A 22,067-nucleotide genomic window follows, 5' to 3' on the forward strand; every position below is an offset into this window, starting at 1 on the left:
CGGAATTTATCCTATCTTCCGACAACCTGCCCCAGCAGACCCGGTACGGCGGCGCTCAAACCGGTTTTGCGCGCCAGTTGCCAGCCCAGCACCTGATTGCTTGACAGGCACGGCAGGCCTGTTGCGGCCTCGATGCGTCCGATCACATCAAGCGTCCGCAAGTTTGTACAGGAAAGAAATACGCCCTGATTCTCGCCCTGCGCAGCCAGATCACAGGCTGCCTCGAGAATGGAATCGGCGGAAATACGAACAACACTTGCTTCGTCCGCTTCCTCGAAACTGCCGAAAGCCTGCGTCTCGATGCCCGCAACGCCTAACGCGGCGCGCAGGCGATCCGATACATCCGCCGTGTAGGGCGATAAAAATGCCAACCGCTTTAGATGGAGCACCCTGCACGCTGCAATTAACGCACTCAGCGGATCCGCGACATGCGCAGTCTGCACCCCCGCCCCGATCAGTTGCGCGACCTGAAGAGAGCCAATCTGCGCCGAGGCCGATGTACAGCCGTAGCCTACAGCGGCATAGGGCAGCGCCTGAGGTAAAAGACCCGCAGCACCGGTCAAATGGGCCGACATGGCGCGCAGGCTGTCGGGGGTGACCTGCGGCGCGCTTGGGACGCGGCTCACATAGAGCGGCACACCAGCAGGCAGAATACGGCGCAGATCGCCCTCAATCGTCTCGTCGGTTTGCAAGACGATCAAACCCAATGGTGGCGGCCCGTCCGGCACCCGGGTATAAGAATAACGCGTCACAGGATCACGATCTCGCGCCCTGCGCGCGGGGACAGAAAGCGCGGCGCACCATTCGTGATTACGATATTTTCCTCATGCACCATCATCCTGCCCTCACCCGTTGTAATCCCCGGCTCGAGTGTGATGACCATGCCCGCCTCCAGCACCGTATGATCCGCGGGGACAAGTGAAAGCCCTTCGGTCAATTGCATGCCCAAGCCGTGCCCAAGTCGCCCCGCATCAGAGCCAACACCGCCCCCTGTTACAATCAGGTCCATCGCGCGAAAAAGCTGTGCGGCAGTCGTGCCCGGCCGTGCAATATCTGCAGCCGCATCGACCGCATCAATAAGACGTGCATGGGCCGACTGCGTCTGTGCAGAAGCGGGGCCTACACTGAAATTCCTGTCGAAATCACTGAAATAGCCGTCGCGTACAAGGCCCGTGTCGAGCATCAGCACATCACCCCAAGCCAGTGGCACATCACTGGCAGGCGAAATCACATCGCCGTACCCTCCCTGCGCCGATGCCCCTGCCAGATAGGGCACCCAGTCGGCTCCCTCCTCAAGGCACATGCGCTGAAAGTCACGGAAAACCCGTGAGAGTGCGACGCCCTGTGCCGCAATCTCTGGCACGCGGGCAAATGCGCGGCCCGCAATGGCGCAGGCTTCAGCGATTTTTTCAATTTCAACCTTTGATTTGACAGCACGCAAACGGGCCACGATGCCGGCCTCACTTTGCACCGTGCCATGTAACCCCGCCTGCACCCGCCCCCAATCGGCCAATGGCATGCGCAGATGGCTCTCATATCCCATGGGCGTACCGATGGTAGCTGACCCAAGTTCGTTAAGCGTCTCCATGAGCAGACTGACGCCATCATCGGTCAAATCAGGTGCGCGCCATGTGCGGATGTCGTCGATCCACGTCTGGCCCATCAGCGCTGCACCAATGGCAGGTATCACAGCTACGGGCTTACCCTCGGCGGGCAGAACCAGAAACCACGGACGTGAGGGGCTCTCCCAAAATCTGGTAAGGAACCCGCTGAAGTAGCGAACATCGGCCTCGGTTGTAAGCAAGATTGCATCGAGGTTTGCGGCCTGCATGAGCGCTTGGGCACGGCGGGTCCGCGCTTCGTATTCCGTCTGCGCAAAACCGCGTTGCATCACGCTGGGCCTTCGCTCAGCACGCAGAAAATCCGCGATTGTGCGGTAACGTCCAATTCCTCGCGCTGCGCTTCGCTCAATGCCATCAGCGCCGATACTCCCGCAGCACCCGAAGGCGAGGATCCTAAGCCTGCAACCATACACAGACCAGCGCCCGCATGCCCTTCCGACTCCGAGATGAGCGCGAAAGCATCGGCGTCCCGTGCCAGCCCCCTGAGCGCGACGAGCGACGGCATCTTACAATCAAGGCGGCCCATCTCCGATACCGGGCCCGTACTCTCGACCGCTCTTCCGGCCTGGACAGAGCCATACAACGCCGCGGCAGCTTCCGGCTCAACAACAATAATGCGCGGGCCATCCCCCCATGCCTGACGCGCCAATGCAGCACATGCGCAAGCCAGACCGCCCACACCCGCTTGCAAGAATATATGCGTGGGGACTTCGGGCAGTTGTTCGATCGCCTCGGCCATCAGCACTGTATAACCCTCCATCAAGCGGTGAGGCCGCTCGGTGTAACCGTGCCATGATCCGTCCGAGAGCAGGTCCCATCCATTAACTTCCGCTGCTTTACCTGCCGCAAGAAGGCTTTGTTCATAGGTCTCGCCCTCGCGGATCACCTTTGCCCCTTGTTCCCCAAGCCGTGCGGCGAAAGTTTCGGGCACAGTCTGCGCAATATAGACCACCGATGATGCCCCGAATGCCGTAGCACCCGCAGCAACCGACATGCCATGATTGCCAGCGCTTGCGGTTACGTAGGTGCGTGCCGTTATATCGCCCTCCTGCGCGTCGCTGGCGATAACATATGCCGCCCCCAGCGCTTTGAAGCTGCCAAGGCCCATGCGCCCGCGCTCATCCTTGATCCAGACGTCTCTGACGCCTGCTTCGGTGGCGATAGCCGTTGCCGCGTGCAGCGGTGTGACCGCTGCCACGGGACAGCGCGCCACCAGTGCCTGCGCGCGCGCTGCGTCCTCGGAAGGCATCGGGATGTCATCAAGACCGACAAGCGGCGAAGGGCGGGTGGTGTGTAAAATTTCCATGACTGCAGCGTGAGGGCCAAGCCGCACTTGCGTCAAGGATTTTTGCAGCACCTTCCCCCAAAGGAACGGCGGATAGCGACAATCCGGAGCATCGCCCGCCTTTGCCCGGACTAAAGCACTGTCACAAATGCAAGTCGGGCAAGGATAAATGCGCAAGAACAGAGGGCGAAGAAATGCCATCTGTCAACTTTCGGCTGAGTTCGCCTGCGAAATCCTTTCAACTCAGCCATACAAGATCGAGGAACTTAGTCGCTCTCGCAGGGCGTACCTGCGGCAGCCCAGATTTCCAGATCCTGCGCCAGATCCTCGACGGAGCCAGGTGCGGGTGTGCGCCCTGCCCCTGGCACGAAGCCGTAGTTTACAAAGGCACTTGTGCGAACATGCTCAACCAACTCGACCAAATCAAAGCCGTCATTTGTGTCGGGGTTTCGCAACTGTGTGCAAACTTCGACGCTTGTTTTCCCATGCCACGCAAGCTCGACTGGCGGCAGCCGCCAGGCATCATCGATTTGGGGAGCAGCATGGGGCATTGCATTTTTGCCATCTGTACTGATGTGACACACACGGCAGGGAATGCTCTCGGCGCCGATCCGGCTTTCGCCTGCGACGATGTTCATGCCGTGCGGACGGGCCTTACCATAGCCGAGGTCGTCCCATACAGGCCGCCCGCTGTCGCCCACATGGCAATTGGTACAGCGCGGATGCGAGGTTACGGCAAAGATGCGGTCCCATGCGGCGGCCCCGCCCTCTTGCGCTTGCGCGCCTGCGGGTAGGGCTGCAGCGAGGAGTAACGCGAGAAACCTCATACGAAATCCACCGTGTTAAAAAATGGCATTTCGCGCAGGCGCGTGCCTGTTGCAGCAAAAATCGCATTGGCCAGAGCGGGTGCTGCGGGCGGTACAGGAGGCTCGCCGATGCCGCGAATGGCGGGATTATTTTCGAGGCCTCGCACTTCGATCACAGGGCACTGATGCATGCGCATCCCTTCAGCAAGGTGGTAATTGTCCTGCTCTGCACGTCCGTTTGAATAGGTGACTTCAGAATTCATCGCATGGCCCAAGCCCCAAATGACACCGCCCGCCACAATATTTTCGAAGTTAACCGGATCGACCACGCGGCCGACTTCGGCGGCGACCCAAACGCGGTCGATCCTGATGCCCGCATCGGTATCGGTCACTTCAACCACCTCCGCCACTGGCACCCCGAAGGAGGTGACAAGTGCAACGCCGCGTCCCTGTCGGGGCCCAAGAGGCGAGCCCCAATTGGACATCTGTGCCACAGCTTCCAGTACGGCGCGGGCATCAGGGTCGTTTGCAAGACGCAAGCGTTCCCCCATCGGGTCGGCACCTGCCGCATGGATAAGCTCGTCCATAAAACTTTCAGCGAAGAAACCGGCAGAAGACGCGCCGACAGAACGCCATGATGAAGTAGGGGCCAATTCAGGCACGGCATAGGCACGCACGCGCAAGTTCGGCACGGCATAGCGCATGTTCCATGCTCCCGCTGCGATCTGCGTATCCGGCCCCGGCACAGGCGCACCGAGACGGCGAGATTGAGAGCGCGATGCCGAAACGGTTGCGATATCAAGGTCCAATGCGGTCACCTGACCATTCGCATGCGCACCACGCCCGCGTGCCATACCAATCTGGCGGTTATAATCCTGCGCAAAATCCTCTTCACGGCTGAAGGTGAGTTTGACCGGTGTGCCCATAACCGTGCGTGCAATGTCAACGGCGACATCGACATTGTCAAATTCCAGACGATGACCAAAGCTTCCGCCAGCGTACTGGTTATGCAGATAGACCTGCTCTGTCTCCATCCCCAGACGCTTGGCGATGCGCTGCTGTGCAAAACCGGGGAGCTGGTGAGACACCCAGATATCCACACGCTCGGGCGTTACTTTTGCAACAGCACTTAGCGGCTCTAGCGGCTGGTGCGCCACGTAGGGGGCGCGGTATTCGGCCTCGACGGCCTGCACACCTTCCAGGGCGGCCTCGACGTCACCGTCATGACGCCACTCTTTATCCAACCGCTCGGGCGTAAAGGAAGCGGTGACGGCCTCCCAATGCTGGGCCTGTTCGGCGGGAAACGGTGCCTCGTCCCACTCATAAATAATTTCGTCCAGCGCCCGAAAGGCCCGCCATGTGTTATCTGCAATCACCGCCACACCATAAGGAAGCTCGACGATCTGCTTGAGGCCGCGCATCCCTTGGGCAGCAGAAGCATCGAAACTGCGCAGCGCGGCCCCCTTGCGCGGATTCATCCGCACAGAAGCATGTACCATGCCCTCCACCTTGAGATCGATGCCGTAGGTCTGCGCGCCAGTAGACTTATCGACAATATCCATCCGTTGGAGCGGTTTTCCAATCAATCGCCATTGCGATGGATCCCGCAGCACGACCTCGGTGACAGGTTCAATCTGCGCCGCAGATGCGGCAAGGTCCGTATACTCTATGCGTGCACCATCGGGTAGGATCACAGCACCGCGGGCGGTCTTGAGTTGGGTTACGTCAAGACCGGTTTGGATCGCTGCTGCTGCTTTGAGGGTTTCGCGTGCAACGGCGCCCGCCATCCGCAACTTGTCGAAACTGTCAGGCACCGAAGTAGAGCCGCCAGTCACCTGCGCGCCCAACACCTTCATCACAGCGCCCATCGTTGTGCGCATGGTTTGCGCGGCGAAGCTTTCGTCGTTGGACCGAAACGGCACTGCCTCGGCGGCGAGTGCGGTATTGTAATAGGCAGCGGCCGGCACGCCAGTGGTGGTCGTGATCTGGTCAAGATCGACGTCCAACTCCTCGGCGATAAGCATGGCCTGCATCGAGGCCGCGCCCTGTCCCAAATCGGTGTGCGGCGTCACGAAAGTGATGCCGTCCTCATTAATCTTCACCCATGGGTTAAAAATCGCATCCCCTGCATGTGCACTGTTCAGCAGCGGATTGGCCGGATCGCGCTTGACCAGATAGGTGCCAAAAGCCACCCCGCCCAGAATTGCGGCAGAACCCACAAGAAAAGTGCGGCGCGCGATTGTTTTCATGCGACCCATGGCTCAGGCTCCCTGCAATTTGGTTGCGGCGGTTTTGATGGCGGCGCGGATGCGCGGATAGGTTCCGCAGCGGCACAAATTACCACTCATCGCTTGATCAATCTGAGCGTCCGTAGGCTCGGCGTTCAGATCAAGAAAGCTGGCGGCCTGCATGATTTGGCCGGACTGGCAGTAGCCGCATTGGGCCACTTGATGTTCGATCCAAGCAGACTGCACTGCGTGCAACGCCTCGGCCGTGCCCAGCCCCTCGATGGTGGTGATTTCGCCATCAACATCCCCCGCCGAAAGTTGGCATGACCGCACGGCCACGCCGTCAACATGCACAGTGCACGCACCACATTGCGCGATGCCGCAGCCATATTTGACGCCCGTGATCCCCAGCTCGTCGCGCAGGACCCACAGCAGGGGCATGTCATCCTCGACGTCCACCTCGTGGGAATTTCCGTTAACTGTAAGTTTCATAGCATCGCACCTCAGGACAGGTCGTTTATTTATATTGCATCCGCTCGATCAGTTTGAGCACGAGACGGCGCGGCAAAAGCGGTATTAACCAATTGACCACAAAGCCGAGCGGTTGTTCGTTCACGGCCACCAGCGCACCCCGAAACATAGCATCGTAGCCGTATTTCGCCACAAAAGCAGGTGTTTTACCGCCATCCGCCACCAGTTTCGTACCATGCAGATCGGCGCGATCCGCAAAGCCGGTTTTGACATATCCGGGTGCCAGAACCGTGACCGTAACACCCTGCGGGCGCATTTCATGGTCCAGTGCCTGCGAAAAGCTTTGTACAAATGCCTTTGTGGCAAAATAAACCGCCTGCAACGGGCCAGGCATGAAGCCGGCAGTAGATCCTACATTAAGGATCCGGCCTTGCGCGCGTCTCGCCATATCGCGACCAAAGTGATGGCTGAGCTTGACCAGTGCCTTTACGTTGAGATCGATCATCGCCATCTCTTCGTCAATGGAGCGGTCGATATGCCGCCCGCGTCCGCCAAAACCTGCATTATTGATCAAAATGTCGATAGGAACGCCCAATTCGGCAACTCGCGCAATTAATTCCGCAGCGCCCTGATGGCTGCCCAAATCAACCGCTACAACATGCGCTTTGATTCCGTGTGCGTCCTCCAACTCGGCGGACAGCGCCTTGAGCTTACCCTCTGAGCGGGCGGTCAGGACGACATCACCACCCTTACTTGCGTGATAGCGGGCAAATTCGGTGCCAATTCCGGACGATGCGCCGGTGATGAGGGCAGTATTAGACATGTAAACTCCGACATCTGGGCAGCCTCTTGGCCGACCTTTCAATTGCCGTCTGGTCTATCATGAATGGTCACTTGCGCAACAGTAACGGGGGCGCGGGCCCTGCTTACCTTGCGCAACAGGCGCGCCGCTTGCGGGGGGCGCGCCTGTTTGATGGCTTGTGTCTTTGATTGTCTCCTGCGGCCTCGCTCAAAACTCGACAACAGCGCGGATCGATTTCCCCTCGTGCATCAGATCGAAGCCTTCGTTGATCTGATCAAGTGTGAGCTTGTGCGTGATCATGGGATCAATCTCGATCTTGCCGGTCATGTACCAATCGACAATCTTTGGTACATCGGTGCGGCCTTTTGCACCGCCAAAGGCCGTCCCGCGCCAGACACGCCCCGTCACCAGTTGGAAGGGCCGGGTAGAAATCTCGGCACCCGCAGGGGCAACACCGATAATGATGCTTTCGCCCCAGCCTTTATGCGCCGCTTCGAGAGCGGTGCGCATGACTTTTGTGTTTCCGGTTGCATCAAAAGTATAATCAGCGCCGCCCCCGGTCAGCTCGACCAGATGCGCGACGAGATCGCCCTCAACTTTTGACGGATTAACGAAGTCGGTCATGCCGAAATAGGTTCCCACCTCTTGCTTGTCATCGTTCAGGTCAACGCCAACGATCTGGTCTGCACCCGCAAGGCGCAAACCCTGAATTACGTTGAGGCCAATGCCGCCCAGACCGAAAACAATGCAGCGGGCGCCAATCTCGACCTTGGCCGTATTAATCACTGCACCGATCCCCGTGGTCACCCCGCAGCCGATGTAGCAGATTTTATCAAATGGCGCGTCCTTGCGCACCTTTGCCAATGCAATCTCGGGCACGACAGTATGGTTCGCAAAGGTAGAGCATCCCATGTAATGATGGATGGGCGTGCCATCGAGCATCGAGAAACGCGTGGTGCCATCGGGTAACTGACCGCGACCTTGCGTGATACGGATCTTCTGGCAAAGGTTGGTTTTTCCAGACAGGCAATACTCGCATTCGCGGCACTCGGGCGTGTAAAGCGGGATAACGTGATCACCCACTTCAAGGGTGGTCACCCCTTCACCCACTTCCATCACGATGCCCGCACCCTCGTGGCCAAGAATGCAGGGAAAGATGCCTTCGGGATCATCGCCCGAGCGGGTAAATTCGTCGGTGTGGCACAGCCCGGTTGCTTTAATCTCGACCAAGACCTCGCCACGCTTTGGTCCCTCAAGGTTTACCTCCATGATTTCAAGAGGTTTTCCTGCCTCGACGGCAACGGCGGCGCGGGTTCTCATCATGGTATCTCTCCTCAAAATATTCGCCCCACAGGGCCTAAAGGGGGCGGTTTTGTCAAGCAGGTCACGCGGGGGGGGGGCATGGCTCCGCACCAGGCACCAGAAAAAACCCCCTGCCCTACTGTCCCAGACTTCCCGTCAAGAAACGCAAGGGCGCGTGCCCTTGCGCTTTTCGCTACGTTCTAGACTTTGGTGATAACCGGATCTGAGGGGGCTGGCAGGTCAGGCTCGACCTCAGTGTAATCGGGCGCATCGAAAGTGGCCCATTTTTCGCCCTCCGGCAGTTCGGGCGGCATGTCACAGGACCGAAGGTGCATATTCACTTTTGCAATAAAATGCGCGGAAATCGGGGCGGTAACGAACAGGAAACCCATTACAAGCAGCTCTTGAATTGCACCGTTGTTAAATACCCCATTATAGATCACCGAGGCTAATAGAAGCGCGCCGATCCCGATGGTTCCGACCTTTGTGGGGGCATGCAGACGCGTCATGCTATCGTTGAATTTGAGCAGGCCAATCGCCCCAACGAGAGTAAAGCCTGCACCAACCACAAGGCAAAATATGACAGCGTAGATTGCGATAATTTCATACATCATTCGATGATGTCCCCCCGCAAAATGAACCGTGCGTAAGCTACGGTCGAGACAAAACCCAGCATCGCAATGATCAGCGAAGCCTCGAAATAAATCCGCGTACCCTGCGACAGCCCCATAAGTACAATCAGGCCAATCGCATTCACCACCATGGTATCAAGCGCCAGAATACGGTCTCCGGTACCGGGTCCGATCAAAACGCGGACCATCGACAAAATCTGGCACAAGCCGACGATTACAAACGCCAGTATGAGCGCGTAATCCATCAGTTCGGTTGCAAGGGTCATACAAAAATCTCCTTCAATCGGGCCTCATAGCGGTTTTTAATTTCGTCGCGTTCGGCATCAGGGTCTTCGGTGTGCAGGACATGCACCAACAGGTAGTGGCCGCTCTGCGACAGATCCGCCGAAACGGTGCCGGGGGTCAGCGTGATAGTACCGGCCAGCAGTGTAATCGCCTCCGGAGCGCGCAGATCCAGGGGGATGGTGATCCACGCAGGCTTAAGCTTGGAATTGGGGACCGAAAGGACAATCCAGGCGACCTGAATGTTGGCCACGATGATGTCCCACATCACCATCAACGTATAGCTGATCATCTTCACCGCGCGAAAGCCGACTGGCCGCTCGGGCCAGAAAGCGGCAGTCACGCGCGCGATGATAATGCCCAGGATCAGGCCGAACACGACCATCCCCGCGGTTAAGTCGTTTTGCAAAAGCGTCCAGACAACCGCCAGAAGTATCGTCAGCAGCGGGTGCGGAAAGAGCCAGTTGAACATTCGTGCCATTCTAGTGATCTCCTTCTTTGGCTGTCGCATCCGCACCATCCTTGCCACCGCTCATTTTGCCTGACGTGCCTAGAACTGTGGCGATGTATGTGTCAGGCGCAAAGAGTTGGGCCGCTGTCGCGGTGGTATAGCCGTACATGCGACCGGCAAATACCGTATGCGCGACCAGCAGCGCCAGCAGGCCGGCCACGGCGACAAACGACAGCGCGGCGGGCGCACTTCGGCCCGCAGGTGGCACAGGGGCTCCATCAGATTGTGCCTTCCAGAACAGGACAGATCCTGCCCGCGCAAAACCAACGACACTGATCAGGCTGGAAATCAATACGACCGCCCAGACCATGACTGCCGAAGGCGTATCGAAGGAGGCATTCAGCACCATAAGCTTACCCACAAAGCCCGACAGGGGCGGCAGGCCGGTCATAGCGATAGCGGCAACCATAAACAGCGCAGCGATCAAAGCGGCTCCCATCACGGGTGCCTCTGTCCGCAGTTCCAGATGACCGCGGCTTTTGCGTACCAGATCAACAATCAGGAAAAGTGCACCCGCGGCTAGCGTTGAATGGACCATATAATAAAGCGCCGACGCCATGCTCTCTTGTGTGAACAAGGCGATCGCCACCATCACCATCCCCATCGAGCTGATGACAGAAAAGGCCACAAGCCGGTCGAGCTTTTTCGCGGCGAGAACACCGATCGCACCCACCGCCAGCGACAGCAGCGCCACCGGCAGGAGCCATGTGCCATGCAGGCCTGCAGTGGCCTCAAGGTCGACAGGAAAGATCATCGTATACACACGGATGATCGCATAGGCGCCCACTTTGGTCATAATCGCAAACAGCGCGGCCACGGGCGGAGGTGCTTCGGCATAGGAGCTGGGCAGCCAGAAGTGCAGCGGAACCACAGCCGCCTTTATCGCGAAGACAAGGATCAAAAGAACCGCCGCAACCCGGATGCCCACAGTCTCGTTTGCGGTAATCATCTGGGCGCGCTGTGCCAGATCAGCCATATTGAGCGTGCCCGTTTCTGCATAGATCGCGCCCAGAGCAAACAGAAACAAGGTTGAGCCGAGGAGATTGAACAGAACATATTGCACGCCTGCGCGCAGCCGCGCATTGCCACCAGCGTGTATCATCAAACCATAAGACGCAATCAGAAGAACTTCGAAGAACACGAACAGGTTAAACAAATCCCCCGTCAGGAAAGCGCCCGCAATTCCCATCAGTTGAAACTGGAACAGCACATGGAAGTGGCGTCCCCGCTCGTCCCACCGCGATCCGATCGCGTAGAGCAGCACAAACAACGCCAGCACCGCCAACAGAAGGACCATCATCGTGCTCAGCCGGTCGCCCACCAGCACGATACCAAACGGAGCCGCCCAATCACCGAGCTTATAAAGCATGACAGTGCCGTCAGATGTTTCGATTACGAGGCCAAGTGCCATCGCGATCATGGCAAGCACGCCTGCCACCGAGAACACCCGCTGAATGCCCATATGATAGCGCGCCGCGAGGATAATAAACGGCGCAAGCATAGCCGGTAGAACAACCGGCATAATCAACCAATGATTCATGTCGCGTCCTTCCCTGTGCTGGGCTGATCGTCGATATGATCATCGTCCGTCCCCAGGTACGCCCCCAGTGCGATCATCACCACCACGGCTGTCATGCCGAATGAAATCACGATCGCAGTCAGTACGAGAGCCTGTGGTAAAGGATCTGAGTATGTGGTCGCGTCGGTCAGGATCGGCGGCGCGCCAATCGTCAGACGCCCCGAGGCAAACAAAAACACATTTACCGCATAAGTGAGGAGCGACACCCCGAGGATCACCGGAAATGTCCGCATGCGCAGCACCAGATACAGGCCTCCTGCGGTGAGAATACCGATAGCGGTTGCAACAAGGAATTCCATGTTATGCTTCCCCCCCTTTTAGCGCTTTGTTCTCGGATCGGGACGGGTTTATGTCCATGGCATAATCGCTGTCTTTGATGTGGGCGCGCCTTGCAAGGCGGCTGAACCCGTCGAGTGACAACATCACTGCCCCCACAACAGCCAGAAATACACCAAGGTCAAAGAGCGCAGCGGTCGCAATTTCGAACTCCTGAAACGGCGGAATGCGGACATAGGTAAAATCGGATGTCAGGAACGGCTTTCCCACAAACCATGACCCGATGCCCGTGAGGCCCGCAATAAGAACGCCTGCGCCAATTACCCCATGATGGGGATAGCGCTGCCGCTGGCTGGCCCAGCTGTAGCCGCTGGCCATATACTGCATCACAAGACCGATCGACACGACAAGACCCGAGATGAAACCGCCGCCAGGCTCGTTGTGGCCGCGCAGGAAGATGTAGAAACCCACCATCATGACCACGGGCATCAACACCCGAGTCATGACGACCATCATCATCGGATGCATATCGCCTGCCAACTCTTTGTCCGGCGTACGGTTCAGCAAACGTGCCCGTACAGGCCCCCCTAACAAGGTTTCGGTCAGCGCAAATATCAGCACAGCGGCAATACTCAGCACGATTATCTCGCCAAAGGTGTCGAAGCCACGGAAATCCACAAGGATCACGTTGACAACGTTTGTTCCGCCACCGCCCTTATAGCTGTTCGCGAGGTGGAATTCGGAAATTGGAGACGTGATCGCATCACGCAGCAGATAGTGATAGCTCAGGGCCATTGTCGCGGCCCCGCCCAACACCGCCACACCTGCGTCGCGGATGCGCCGCAAAACCGTGCTCTCGACGGGGGTCTCGTTGGGCAGAAAGTTAAGTGCGAGCAGAAGCAGGATCGTTGTCACAACCTCAACCGTGATCTGTGTCATTGCCAGATCAGGTGCCGAGAAAAATACGAAACCCACAGAGACCATGAGGCCCACAATACCGATCAGAACCAGCGACAGCAGGCGGTTGCGATGCAAAAACATCATACCTGTCACAGCAGCTACCAACATCAGCCACCCCGCAATCTCGATCGCACCGGCAGGTTGCACTTGCCGCGTGGGCGCGCCGACAGTGCCGGTTGCCCATGCGTAATATCCCGCAACAACCACAGTCACGGCCATCACAGCGCCATAGCGCGAGAAAGCACCATTGTGCAGCGGTAGCGTCAGCGCTTTGGCCAGCAGAACGACGCCATTGATCAGACCCTCGAAAATCGGCTTGGCCTCGGGGCGCGGGGTCGCGTCCCAAAGCTTGAGCAGTGGGTTGAAAAGGGCCAGAACAATCAAACCACCGAGAACTGCCACAATGGACATATAAAGCGCCGGTACCAAACCGTGCCAGATTTTGAAGTAGGCGGTGGGCACATCCGCCACACCTCCCAGCACTGCGGCAGTGATACTTTTGACCGCAGGCTCTGCTATAAATGGTGCGACACCGATCACCACAACCAGAACCACCAAAAGTGCTGGCGGCAGCCACAGACCCGCTGGGGGATCGTGCGGTTTTGCCGGATAATCGTCGCGCTGCGGTCCCAGAAATGTGTGACCGATTAGCCGGAAACAATATGCAGCGGAAAAGAGCGAGCCCACAACCGCAAGTGTCGGCACGATCCAGTGATTGCCACCCAGCACCGTATGATAGGCCTCTTCCAGCATCATTTCCTTGCTCAGAAATCCGTTGAGAAGGGGAATACCTGCCATTGAGAGCGCAGCAAGAGTTGCGATGACAAAGGTGACAGGCATGAGGTGGCGCAACCCACCAAGACGGCGGATGTCGCGGGTATGCGTCTCATGGTCGATGATCCCTGCCGACATAAAAAGTGCTGCTTTGAACGTGGCATGGTTGAGAATGTGAAACACCGCCGCCATCGCACCAAAGGCTGTGCCAGTACCCAGCAGCATCGTGATCAGACCCAGATGCGACACCGTCGAGAATGCCAAAAGTGCCTTCAGATCATGTTTGAACAATGCGATCACAGCCCCAAGGACCATTGTGATCAGACCTGCGCCTGTGACTAGCCAGAACCATTCGGGCGTACCCGACAGCACGGGCCACATACGCGCCATCAGAAAGATTCCCGCCTTAACCATCGTGGCTGAATGCAGATATGCGGATACCGGCGTGGGTGCCGCCATCGCATGTGGCAGCCAGAAGTGGAACGGAAACTGTGCAGATTTCGTAAAACAACCCAGCAGGATCAGAATAAGAGCGGGCAGATACAGCGGACTTTCCTGAATAAGTTCGCGGTTTTGCAAGATCACACTCAGATCATAGCTCCCCACAATCTGGCCGAGGAGCATCATGCCCCCGATCATCGCAAGGCCACCCATGCCCGTGACAGTGAGCGCCATACGCGCGCCCTCCCTGCCTTCTGGCAGGTGCTTCCAATAGCCGATGAGCAGAAAGGAAGAGAGCGAAGTCAGCTCCCAAAAGACCAGCAAGAGGAGGATGTTATCGGATAAAACAATCCCGACCATCGCGCCCTGAAACAACAGCAAATAGGTGAAGAACTCACCCATGTTGTCCTCACGCGCCAGATAGAACCGTGCGTAGGTGATGATCAACAGTCCGATACCCAGAATAAGCGTGGCAAAGAAAAAACCAAGCGCGTCGAGCATCAGGGTGAAATTAAGCCCCAGCGAGGGGATCCAGTCGGCGCGGAACGTAACGACATCACCGGCCATTACCGTGGGCAGGTTTGTCAGCAGCCCGATAAACGCCGCCAGCGTTATCGTAAACGTGACGCCCGCGCATGCGGCACGTCCCGCTTGATTCATCAAACCTGGCAGCAAAGCGCCGAGAAATGGCAAGGCAACTATCAAAAGAAGTGACACGTCTGCTCCATACTGTTGGGGCCCGCAGATGTTTCCCTGCTGGGCTTGTCGGCTCGCCCCGATATGGAATCATGACGAAAGTTCACATTAGTCTACGCGACATTTAGGAAAGGTGCGAACCGATACCAAGATGCGCAACGCAATTTATTGAGGTTTTCGTCATATACAACGGCCACCGTCCACTTCCATGCATACGCCAGTGATCATAGATGCCTCGTCCGAGCACAGATAGCAGGCGGCATTTCCCATATCCTCGGGCGTGGAAAACCGGCCCAATGGAATGGTCGAGATAAATTTTGCGCGCATCTGGGGCGTGTCCTCACCCATGAACGACTTGAGCAATGGCGTCTCCCCCGCCACGGGATTGAGGGCGTTCACACGCACTCCTGAGGGTGCCAGCTCGACTGCCATTCCCTTTGTCGCATTGTTCATCCAGCCTTTGGAGGCATTGTACCAGTTGAGGTTGGGGCGCGGTGAAACGCCTGCTGTTGACGCGATATTAAGGATATTGCCCTGCCCGCGTGCTTTCATCAACGGGACGATATTGCGCGCCGTGAGATAGACGGATTTGCAATTCACTGCAAAGACACGGTCGAATTCATCATCGCTGATCGTCTCCATCGGTGCAGGAAGATGGGTGATCCCCGCATTGTTGACCAGAATGTCGATGTGGCCCCATGCGTCCACCGCCTGCGCAGTCATGGCAGCAACGCTGGCTCCGTCAGCTACATCGACGGTCGCAACAATTGCATGTGCGCCCATTTCCTGCCGCAGATCTTCGGCCATGGCGGTATTAAGATCGGCAATCATGACCTGGGCGCCTTCGGCCACAAACTTACGAATTATGCCCGCGCCAAAGCCCGAAGCGCCGCCTGTTACAATGGCTGTTTTCCCTTTGAGACGCACCGCATGATCCTCCATGTTATCGTGAATATTATCCGTGAAACGCTGCGACAGTTTTAAGCGCAGTAAAACCGTAAAGCGCCTCGAACCCTTTTTCGCGGCCATGTCCGGACAGGCCCGACCCGCCAAAAGGCAGCTCGACACCTCCACCGGCACCGTAATTGTTCAAAAACACCTGGCCCGCGCGCAAAGCACGTGCCAGCCGCATCTGCCGCGCCCCGTCGCGTGTCCAAACTGAGGCGACAAGCCCGTAGGCCGTACCGTTTGCAATCGCCAATGCCTCTGCTTCGTCCTCAAACGGGATAATCACCTGTACAGGGCCAAAAATCTCGTCTTGTGCAAGCGTGTGACCGTGCGGCACGCCCTCGAATAGCGCAGGCGCGAAATAGGCCCCGCCTGACGGGGCACCCCCCTCAACCTCGCCCCGCGCGACCAGATTGAGGTCGGCGCCTTTGGCCAGAAACCCTTCGACGATCTGTTTTTGTCGCATGGATACCAGAGGTCCGACGCTCAGGTCCGCCATAGCCGGACCGGCACGGAGCGCGCGGTACCGCTCCGCCATTTTGCTCACTACCGCATCATACACGCCGCGCTGCACCAGGATCCGCGAAGAAGCAGAACAGGTCTGGCCCGCGTTCTGGATTCCAGCATTGACAAGAAACGGCAGAGCCGCGTCGACATCGGCATCGTCAAACACCAACTGCGGAGATTTTCCGCCCAGCTCCAGCGTAACGGGCACGAGATGCTGCGCGGCAGATTGCTGGATCAGCCGCCCCGTGCCCACCGATCCGGTAAAAGAGATGTGATTTATCCCGCTGTGCGCCGTGAGCGCCGCTCCGGCCTCCGCGCCCAGGCCGGACACAATATTGAGGGCACCATCGGGCAACCCTGCGCGCCGCGCCAACTCGCCAAAGGCGAGTGCTGTCAGACAGGCCTCCTCGGCGGGTTTGAGGACGACCGCGTTGCCTGTGGCCAGTGCAGCCCCGACCGAGCGGCCGATGATCTGCATGGGATAATTCCACGGAATGATATGCCCCGTGACGCCATGCGCTTCGCGCAGAGTATATACAGTATAGCCGTCAAGATAAGGGATCGTCTGGCCGTGCAACTTGTCCACCGCACCTGCATAAAACTCCAGGTACCTTGCAAGTGCGACAACGTCCGCACGCGCCTGAGTGAGTGGCTTACCCACGTCCAGCGCTTCGAGCTCTGCCAGTGCGTCAATGTTCTCAAGGACCAGCGCGCCGGTCTTTTGCAAAATACGCCCCCGCTCTACCGCAGTGGCGCGGCCCCACGGCCCCTCGAAGGCGGACCGCGCTGCCGTCACGGCACGGTCTATATCCGATGCCCCGCCCCGCGCAATCTCGCACAATGTGCTACCATCAGATGGATTCACCAAAGGCAGTGTCTGTCCGCTGTCGCACGGTGCCCACCTTCCTCCGATCAGGCAATGGGTAGGATCAATATCAAGCGGGCGCAGGGGCATGGGATCGTCCTGAATGAGTTTTTCGCAGCTTGGCAATCATGCGCGATCTTGGCAAGGTGGTTAACGCGCTGCCTCGCTCGCAAAGCCGCTCTCCTTTTTCCGGCACAGGTTCATGTTACCGCATCACGTATTTCCGGATAACGCCACGGAAACTCGGCCTCGGTCTCTATTAAAGTTGCGGATTGACAAAACATGGCCACATTTAAGTCCCAATTTCGGTTCTAATTACAATATGTGTTTATTGTTCACTGAAGGAACTAGGTTATGTCACGTACATGGATCATTGGCGCGGTTGCCATTACCGCAGTTGCAGCGCTGAAGACCTTTATTATTATACAGTTTCTGATGCCCGATACTGCTGTTAGCTTCGCTACGGTATCCGGCCTCTTCGCGCTATTTTTTGCTCTTACCGCAGCAGTGGCCTACGTCAGCTTCACCCAGTTGCGCGCCCTGATGGAGCGCCAACGAAAAGAAAAACTGGCCCCCGGTGCCGGAGAGCCTGTGGCGAAGGAAACCGTAATTTTGCGCAATGCGACCACATGGGGATTGTCGCAAGCGGAAGCAGATGTGGCAATTTTTGTGGTCAAAGGTTTTTCGAACGGTGAAATCGCGGAAATGCGTGGTTGCGCTATTGCTACTGTTAAGACCCAACTGGGCCGCATTTACCAAAAATCGGGCCTCGCTTCGCGTTACCAGCTCATCGCTTTTGTAACCGACGAAGTATGCTCGATGGCCAATGAGCATGAGGAAGAACCAGCGCAAGTGGTGACACGAAATGTCCTCCCTCTTTCAGGGCGAACTAAATCGGCTGCACCGCAGAACCAAACTCACCTCGCCTGAGGATAGCTTTTCCAACGGCACCATTTCTTTTGACAGCCGCCCAGACTGGTCCCTGCCCTAGCGGACCAGTTGGACCGTTTCGCAATGATGTCCGGTGAGTTCCAACTCCCCAGCACCCAGTTCAAGCCCCGCCGCGCCCAGCGCAGAGTCGAGCACAGCATCAACCGGTGTTGTCAGGGTAGACAGTAATCTGCCCGGCAGAGCGTTGAGCAATGTCGCGATGAGCGGTGCGGCAGCACCTGCGACCAACCCCTCCTGCCCCGGCTTTACACGAAATTCGGTGTTTTGCGTCGACAGCAGCCCGCCCACGGCGGAGGTCAACAATTCCCCGGAGCCGAATGAGCGTATAACGTCAGCGTTCATAATATCTTGGCGTGTGAATGTAACAGTCTCAGACTGAGATTGCCCCACTGGAACATAAGAGCGGGCCTGAATCGTAATGCCCGTGACCTTGAGCGAGGTGACGAGTAACGGGATCGTCAGGTTAACCTCCAACATGTCAGCAAACTCAAGACTGGCAGGATCTACCGCTCCGGATGATTCGGGAAGTTTGCCCAAATAGAGGGCGGCCACAGCTGTGCCATTGGCGGGATGCAGCGGGATCGATGATGTCGAAAACCGCGCCGCTACATCAAGCGGGTTGGGAGTGCTACAACCGATCTCCTCAAGGGTGGCAGTAGCGCCCGCGACCTCGGCGTAAATCGGAAGATTGACAGAGGCAATTTCGATACCGTCACCAAAACCGCCAAGCAAAGATGTCGCAACTTTGGTTTCCGATTTCAAACGGACTGCCGCGCGGTGCAATTGCACCCCCTCCTCACCCAGAGCGATGAGGCCGGACCGTGCAGGCGGCTCACCTGCTGTCAGGATCGTTTTAGTGGACAGGATGCCCGATATATTCACGTTAGTATTAATATTGATACCGGTTCCCACGGTTTCCGTAGCCGCCAAAGAACGCACTACATCAAGCGCCGAAAAGCGCACGCCCGACAGGAACTCTGTTGCTGTTAGGCCAAGGTCCGTATCAATACCGCCGACCAGCGACCGAAGTGTAAAATTATCCCCGCCTGCCGCATTGCGCAGCCCGTCAAGCTGAACAGCCAAGGCGGTAGGCAAAAGCGTTTGAAGTGCTCCAACCAGTTGTGATCCGTTTGCCGTGGCATTCAGGATTTCGGCCGGATTGCGTCCCACTTCGATATTGAGCGCGGCGAACAGCAGTTCAAGATCTACGCTGGTGTCATCAAGCCGCTGCAGGTCACCCGCGTTGATTGTCGCATCAATGCCGAATTCCTGCGCCAATAAGGTGTTGAGAGCATCCCCATCGAGATTTGTGATATGACTGCTCAACGAAAAACTGGCCGCACCAGTGCGTGTTGCGAGGGCCGATCGATGAAGGTTTACATGGGTATCACGGGTGAAAATACGGGCAAAATGCAAGGGTGCATCCTGTTGCAAAACAACGCGCACGCCGTTGATCCCCGGACTGCCAGCCGCAAGGACCTGAAACCGGTCTTCGGGTGCGATCGCGGGATTGCGAAGGAAACGGCCCAACTCAAGGGTTTCAAGCGCGTCAGTGCGGCTCCTGTTGCGGGCCAGCGTCTGATCGGCACGCGCAGTCGCCTCATCGGGGTGGCCAACCGCACTCATTGCTGTGAGATCGCTTGTCGATTGCAACATCGCCCGCTCGCGGTAAAGGGACGCGACGTCGACACCAAGTGCCGCGAAGCCAAGCAGCACGACCAACAGCAGCGCCACGATAACGGCAACCGCGCCATCTTCGTCGCGGGCAAAACCGGAAGTCGGGTTAATATGCAACGTATGCGCTTCCGTTAATTGTTGTGATCCCGAGCTTTAAAAAACCGTTCGCGATATCCAACAACGAGCCGTCCACGTCGTATACTACGGACACTGTGATCCCATCTACTTCCGCTGTGTCGAAGGCGATTGTGGAGGTTACGGCATCCTGAACCAACAAGGGATAGCGCGCGCCTGCTTCGTTCAAATAGCTGCGCGCGATCGCACGTCGTTCTGCCTCGTCAAGGCCCGACACACTGGAGCGTGCAGCACCCGAAGCAAGCTGGCTCACGGAATGGCTGACACCCATGAAATATCCAACAGTCACGATGCCAAACACAAGGGTCAGCAGGATCGGTGCAATCAGTACAAACTCCACCGCAACGGCGCCGGACTGATCGGCACGAAAACGAGACAGAAAGCGGGATTTAAAGGGGACCATGTGCATCAGCCTCCGTTCAGAATGTTGTCAATAACACTGAGCGCGGCAGGGCCAACCAGCACGACAAATACCGCAGGCATGATGCAGAAGATCAACGGCAGTGTCATGAGTACAGGCAAGCGTGCGGCTTTTTCCTCGACCGCCATCAAACGGTTTGCACGCTGTTCGTCGATAAGGGTGCGCATGGCGCGCGAAAACGGGGTGCCGTAGATATCCGACTGGTCGAGGGTCTGGGTAAAGACGCCAATCTCCGGCAGCGGGACACGAACGCCCAGCTTTTCATAGGCAGCGCGGCGATCATTGGTCATCTGCATTTCTGACACCATTTGCAGGATTTCCTGCGCCAGCTCAGGGCTATTGGTGGCCAATTCGGCGGCAACACGGTGCAAAGCGGGCTGCGGCCCCAGCCCAGCCTCCGAAGAAATCACCAAAAGTTCCAACAGATCGGGAAAGCTGCGGCGGATGCGGCCCAGACGTTCCTTGCGGCGCTGGTCCACGAAAAAATCCACCCCTTTGGAAAGGGTAAGGGCCACAGCAATTACACCCGCGCCGGGCATGACCATCGCAATACCCAAAGGTTTCGTCATCAATACCCAGATTACACCGGCCACCACAGCAACCAACGGTACAACAGTTTTGAGAAAGGCGTAGATCAGTAGTGCATCACGCCCTCGATATCCGGCCGAGGACAGATCGGCGGCAGCATCACTTGCCTCCCCGCCTAGAACTACAGATACACTTTCACCCATGCGGGCGACGACACGGCGCAATTTGCCCAAGTGATAGGCAAGGCTGCCGCCCTGTCGTTGAGGCGCGGAGGTTGTACGCGAAAAGCTGCCTGTGCCCGTTGCACGTTCAAGACGTTTGGACAAGCGCACACGCTCCCGCTCGGACTGGAACAGGGCAGCGATACCCATCATCGAGAGAAGCAGCCCGCCAAGAGCGAGCCAGAACACGGTTTGCGTCAGAATATCAGACATCAAGCTTTCCCATCTGACGCATCATAAACACCCCGAGGCCGATACTTGTAACAGCGACAGCTGACATCATCTGCCCGCGTGGATCAGAATAGAGCGGAGCAAGATACGCGCCGTTGAGCACTGCAATCGCGAGCGCCACGGCAAAGGGCAATGAGGCAAGGATCAGCGCGCTCGCGCGGGCCTCGGAAGACAATGCGCGGGCTTTCTTTCGCAGCTTGCGGCGTTCGCGCAACTGGCCTGCGAGGTTCTCCATCGTCTCGATCATATTGCCGCCCGTCTCGGCCTGAAGGGAGGTGGCAACTGCGAAGAAGCTGACTTCGGGTGTGGCTACGCGGGCCTGAAGGCGCGCCAGACTGTTGCTCAGAGTCTCGCCCATGCAGATTTCGTCATGACAGCGGGTAAATTCACGATGAACCGGCCCTTTTGAAGTCTCGACAACAATTCCGATGCTGTCCGAAACAGGCCGACCAGCCCGCAGGCCACGCGCAAAGACATCCAGTGCCTCGGGCAACTGCTCGGTAAAGGTGGCGCGGTAATATGCTTGCGCAATTCGCACAGCGGCGAATACGATCAACAGCGGCACAGCAATGGCCACAGGAATTGCCAGCAGCGGATGCAGGCCCAGCGCCAGCACCGATAGCGCGTAAATCCCGAGCGTTCCGAGTGAGGCCTGAACCATCAACTCTGTGATGCTAACGTGCAGGTTCGTTTGGGCAAGTTGTGCGTCGAGATGGGCGAACAGGCTGTTCTTTTCATTCTTGCGCGGCTTTGCGCGGTCCACTGATGGGGCGATGGTCAGGGCAGTGCCCTGCCGCACCCGCTGAAGGCGCGCAGTGTGGCGGCGGCGCTGACGATCAGCGGCAACTACAAGACACAGAACCAACCCTGCAAACAGAGCGATACCGGTGCCAAAGATCAGAACGGTCCAAACCAT

General features: G+C 57.7%; 21 protein-coding genes. 1 reads left to right on the forward strand and 20 read right to left on the reverse strand.

All coding sequences use genetic code 11. The annotated features are described in order from the left end of the window. Positions 1–11: 11 nt before the first annotated feature. The 16 genes from C8N30_RS18145 to C8N30_RS18220 all read right to left on the reverse strand — a co-directional run bounded on the left by C8N30_RS18145 (position 12) and on the right by C8N30_RS18220 (position 17,077). Positions 12–752 (reverse strand): maleate cis-trans isomerase family protein, encoded by a 741-nt coding sequence (locus tag C8N30_RS18145; protein ID WP_051567113.1) that lies wholly within the window; start codon positions 750–752, stop codon positions 12–14. After that, positions 749–1,891, reverse strand: a complete 1,143-nt coding sequence (locus C8N30_RS18150; protein WP_025061367.1) for a M24 family metallopeptidase — start codon at positions 1,889–1,891, stop codon at positions 749–751. Before C8N30_RS18150 ends, C8N30_RS18145 begins: the two co-directional genes overlap by 4 nt. Next, positions 1,891–2,928, reverse strand: a complete 1,038-nt coding sequence (locus C8N30_RS18155; protein WP_025061366.1) for a pyridoxal-phosphate dependent enzyme — start codon at positions 2,926–2,928, stop codon at positions 1,891–1,893. The genes C8N30_RS18150 and C8N30_RS18155 overlap by 1 nt, the downstream gene beginning before the upstream one ends. Positions 2,929–3,173: 245 nt before the next feature. Then, positions 3,174–3,734 (reverse strand): hypothetical protein, encoded by a 561-nt coding sequence (locus C8N30_RS18160; protein WP_025061365.1) that lies wholly within the window; start codon positions 3,732–3,734, stop codon positions 3,174–3,176. After that, the gene (locus tag C8N30_RS18165; RefSeq protein ID WP_025061364.1) at positions 3,731–5,971 is read right to left on the reverse strand and encodes a xanthine dehydrogenase family protein molybdopterin-binding subunit; all 2,241 of its coding nucleotides are present in this window, start codon (positions 5,969–5,971) and stop codon (positions 3,731–3,733) included. Before C8N30_RS18165 ends, C8N30_RS18160 begins: the two co-directional genes overlap by 4 nt. A gap of 3 nt (positions 5,972–5,974) precedes the next feature. Next, positions 5,975–6,433, reverse strand: coding sequence for a (2Fe-2S)-binding protein (locus tag C8N30_RS18170; RefSeq protein ID WP_025061363.1), 459 nt, complete (start codon positions 6,431–6,433; stop codon positions 5,975–5,977). A gap of 25 nt (positions 6,434–6,458) precedes the next feature. Further along, positions 6,459–7,235, reverse strand: a complete 777-nt coding sequence (locus C8N30_RS18175) for an SDR family NAD(P)-dependent oxidoreductase (protein WP_025061362.1) — start codon at positions 7,233–7,235, stop codon at positions 6,459–6,461. A gap of 186 nt (positions 7,236–7,421) precedes the next feature. After that, entirely contained in the window at positions 7,422–8,534 is a 1,113-nt protein-coding gene (locus C8N30_RS18180) for an S-(hydroxymethyl)glutathione dehydrogenase/class III alcohol dehydrogenase (RefSeq protein ID WP_025061361.1), read from the reverse strand. Between the two features lie 182 nt (positions 8,535–8,716). After that, on the reverse strand, positions 8,717–9,130 hold the full coding sequence (mnhG, locus tag C8N30_RS18185; protein ID WP_025061360.1) for a monovalent cation/H(+) antiporter subunit G: 414 nt from the start codon (positions 9,128–9,130) through the stop codon (positions 8,717–8,719). After that, the gene (locus C8N30_RS18190; protein ID WP_025061359.1) at positions 9,127–9,414 is read right to left on the reverse strand and encodes a K+/H+ antiporter subunit F; all 288 of its coding nucleotides are present in this window, start codon (positions 9,412–9,414) and stop codon (positions 9,127–9,129) included. Before C8N30_RS18190 ends, mnhG begins: the two co-directional genes overlap by 4 nt. Continuing rightward, complete coding sequence (locus C8N30_RS18195) at positions 9,411–9,911, reverse strand: Na+/H+ antiporter subunit E (RefSeq protein WP_025061358.1); 501 nt, start codon at positions 9,909–9,911, stop codon at positions 9,411–9,413. The genes C8N30_RS18190 and C8N30_RS18195 overlap by 4 nt, the downstream gene beginning before the upstream one ends. A gap of 1 nt (position 9,912) precedes the next feature. Next, the gene (locus C8N30_RS18200) at positions 9,913–11,481 is read right to left on the reverse strand and encodes a monovalent cation/H+ antiporter subunit D (RefSeq protein WP_025061357.1); all 1,569 of its coding nucleotides are present in this window, start codon (positions 11,479–11,481) and stop codon (positions 9,913–9,915) included. After that, a complete protein-coding gene (locus C8N30_RS18205; protein WP_025061356.1) occupies positions 11,478–11,819 on the reverse strand; it encodes a Na+/H+ antiporter subunit C in 342 nt (113 codons plus the stop codon). The genes C8N30_RS18200 and C8N30_RS18205 overlap by 4 nt, the downstream gene beginning before the upstream one ends. Position 11,820: 1 nt before the next feature. Next, positions 11,821–14,688 carry a monovalent cation/H+ antiporter subunit A gene (locus C8N30_RS18210; protein ID WP_025061355.1) on the reverse strand — a complete coding sequence of 956 codons (2,868 nt, stop codon included), beginning with the start codon at positions 14,686–14,688 and terminating at the stop codon, positions 11,821–11,823. A 159-nt stretch (positions 14,689–14,847) separates the two neighbouring features. Then, a complete protein-coding gene (locus C8N30_RS18215; protein WP_025061354.1) occupies positions 14,848–15,594 on the reverse strand; it encodes an SDR family oxidoreductase in 747 nt (248 codons plus the stop codon). Between the two features lie 28 nt (positions 15,595–15,622). Beyond that, positions 15,623–17,077 (reverse strand): aldehyde dehydrogenase family protein, encoded by a 1,455-nt coding sequence (locus C8N30_RS18220; protein WP_025061353.1) that lies wholly within the window; start codon positions 17,075–17,077, stop codon positions 15,623–15,625. A gap of 264 nt (positions 17,078–17,341) precedes the next feature. Here C8N30_RS18220 and C8N30_RS18225 point away from each other — a divergent pair, with 264 nt between their 5' ends. Next, positions 17,342–17,917, forward strand: coding sequence for a helix-turn-helix transcriptional regulator (locus tag C8N30_RS18225; RefSeq protein WP_025061352.1), 576 nt, complete (start codon positions 17,342–17,344; stop codon positions 17,915–17,917). A gap of 57 nt (positions 17,918–17,974) precedes the next feature. Here the strand turns inward: C8N30_RS18225 and C8N30_RS18230 are convergent, their stop codons facing one another. The 4 genes from C8N30_RS18230 to C8N30_RS18245 are packed head-to-tail and all read right to left on the reverse strand — an operon-like array spanning position 17,975 to position 22,067. Then, positions 17,975–19,732 (reverse strand): pilus assembly protein TadG-related protein, encoded by a 1,758-nt coding sequence (locus tag C8N30_RS18230; RefSeq protein WP_025061351.1) that lies wholly within the window; start codon positions 19,730–19,732, stop codon positions 17,975–17,977. Next, a complete protein-coding gene (locus tag C8N30_RS18235) occupies positions 19,722–20,159 on the reverse strand; it encodes a TadE/TadG family type IV pilus assembly protein (RefSeq protein ID WP_051567111.1) in 438 nt (145 codons plus the stop codon). Before C8N30_RS18235 ends, C8N30_RS18230 begins: the two co-directional genes overlap by 11 nt. Further along, entirely contained in the window at positions 20,159–21,133 is a 975-nt protein-coding gene (locus tag C8N30_RS18240; RefSeq protein ID WP_025061349.1) for a type II secretion system F family protein, read from the reverse strand. The genes C8N30_RS18235 and C8N30_RS18240 overlap by 1 nt, the downstream gene beginning before the upstream one ends. Further along, entirely contained in the window at positions 21,126–22,067 is a 942-nt protein-coding gene (locus tag C8N30_RS18245; RefSeq protein WP_025061348.1) for a type II secretion system F family protein, read from the reverse strand. Before C8N30_RS18245 ends, C8N30_RS18240 begins: the two co-directional genes overlap by 8 nt.

It is taken from the genome of Sulfitobacter guttiformis (assembly GCF_003610455.1).
GTDB classification, from domain to species: domain Bacteria; phylum Pseudomonadota; class Alphaproteobacteria; order Rhodobacterales; family Rhodobacteraceae; genus Sulfitobacter; species Sulfitobacter guttiformis.

Bases quoted from the DNA above. Each gene is read 5' to 3' on its own strand.
- C8N30_RS18180 (WP_025061361.1), bottom strand. From the start codon at position 8,534: ATGAGAACCCGCGCCGCCGTTGCCGTCGAGGCAGGAAAACCTCTTGAA.
- C8N30_RS18165 (WP_025061364.1), bottom strand. From the start codon at position 5,971: ATGGGTCGCATGAAAACAATCGCGCGCCGCACTTTTCTTGTGGGTTCT.
- C8N30_RS18175 (WP_025061362.1), bottom strand. From the start codon at position 7,235: ATGTCTAATACTGCCCTCATCACCGGCGCATCGTCCGGAATTGGCACC.
- C8N30_RS18220 (WP_025061353.1), bottom strand. From the start codon at position 17,077: ATGCCCCTGCGCCCGCTTGATATTGATCCTACCCATTGCCTGATCGGA.
- C8N30_RS18245 (WP_025061348.1), bottom strand. From the start codon at position 22,067: ATGGTTTGGACCGTTCTGATCTTTGGCACCGGTATCGCTCTGTTTGCA.
- C8N30_RS18225 (WP_025061352.1), top strand. From the start codon at position 17,342: ATGTCACGTACATGGATCATTGGCGCGGTTGCCATTACCGCAGTTGCA.
- C8N30_RS18170 (WP_025061363.1), bottom strand. From the start codon at position 6,433: ATGAAACTTACAGTTAACGGAAATTCCCACGAGGTGGACGTCGAGGAT.
- C8N30_RS18240 (WP_025061349.1), bottom strand. From the start codon at position 21,133: ATGTCTGATATTCTGACGCAAACCGTGTTCTGGCTCGCTCTTGGCGGG.
- C8N30_RS18160 (WP_025061365.1), bottom strand. From the start codon at position 3,734: ATGAGGTTTCTCGCGTTACTCCTCGCTGCAGCCCTACCCGCAGGCGCG.
- C8N30_RS18195 (WP_025061358.1), bottom strand. From the start codon at position 9,911: ATGGCACGAATGTTCAACTGGCTCTTTCCGCACCCGCTGCTGACGATA.
- C8N30_RS18190 (WP_025061359.1), bottom strand. From the start codon at position 9,414: ATGACCCTTGCAACCGAACTGATGGATTACGCGCTCATACTGGCGTTT.
- C8N30_RS18200 (WP_025061357.1), bottom strand. From the start codon at position 11,481: ATGAATCATTGGTTGATTATGCCGGTTGTTCTACCGGCTATGCTTGCG.
- C8N30_RS18150 (WP_025061367.1), bottom strand. From the start codon at position 1,891: ATGCAACGCGGTTTTGCGCAGACGGAATACGAAGCGCGGACCCGCCGT.
- mnhG (WP_025061360.1), bottom strand. From the start codon at position 9,130: ATGATGTATGAAATTATCGCAATCTACGCTGTCATATTTTGCCTTGTG.
- C8N30_RS18235 (WP_051567111.1), bottom strand. From the start codon at position 20,159: ATGCACATGGTCCCCTTTAAATCCCGCTTTCTGTCTCGTTTTCGTGCC.
- C8N30_RS18205 (WP_025061356.1), bottom strand. From the start codon at position 11,819: ATGGAATTCCTTGTTGCAACCGCTATCGGTATTCTCACCGCAGGAGGC.
- C8N30_RS18155 (WP_025061366.1), bottom strand. From the start codon at position 2,928: ATGGAAATTTTACACACCACCCGCCCTTCGCCGCTTGTCGGTCTTGAT.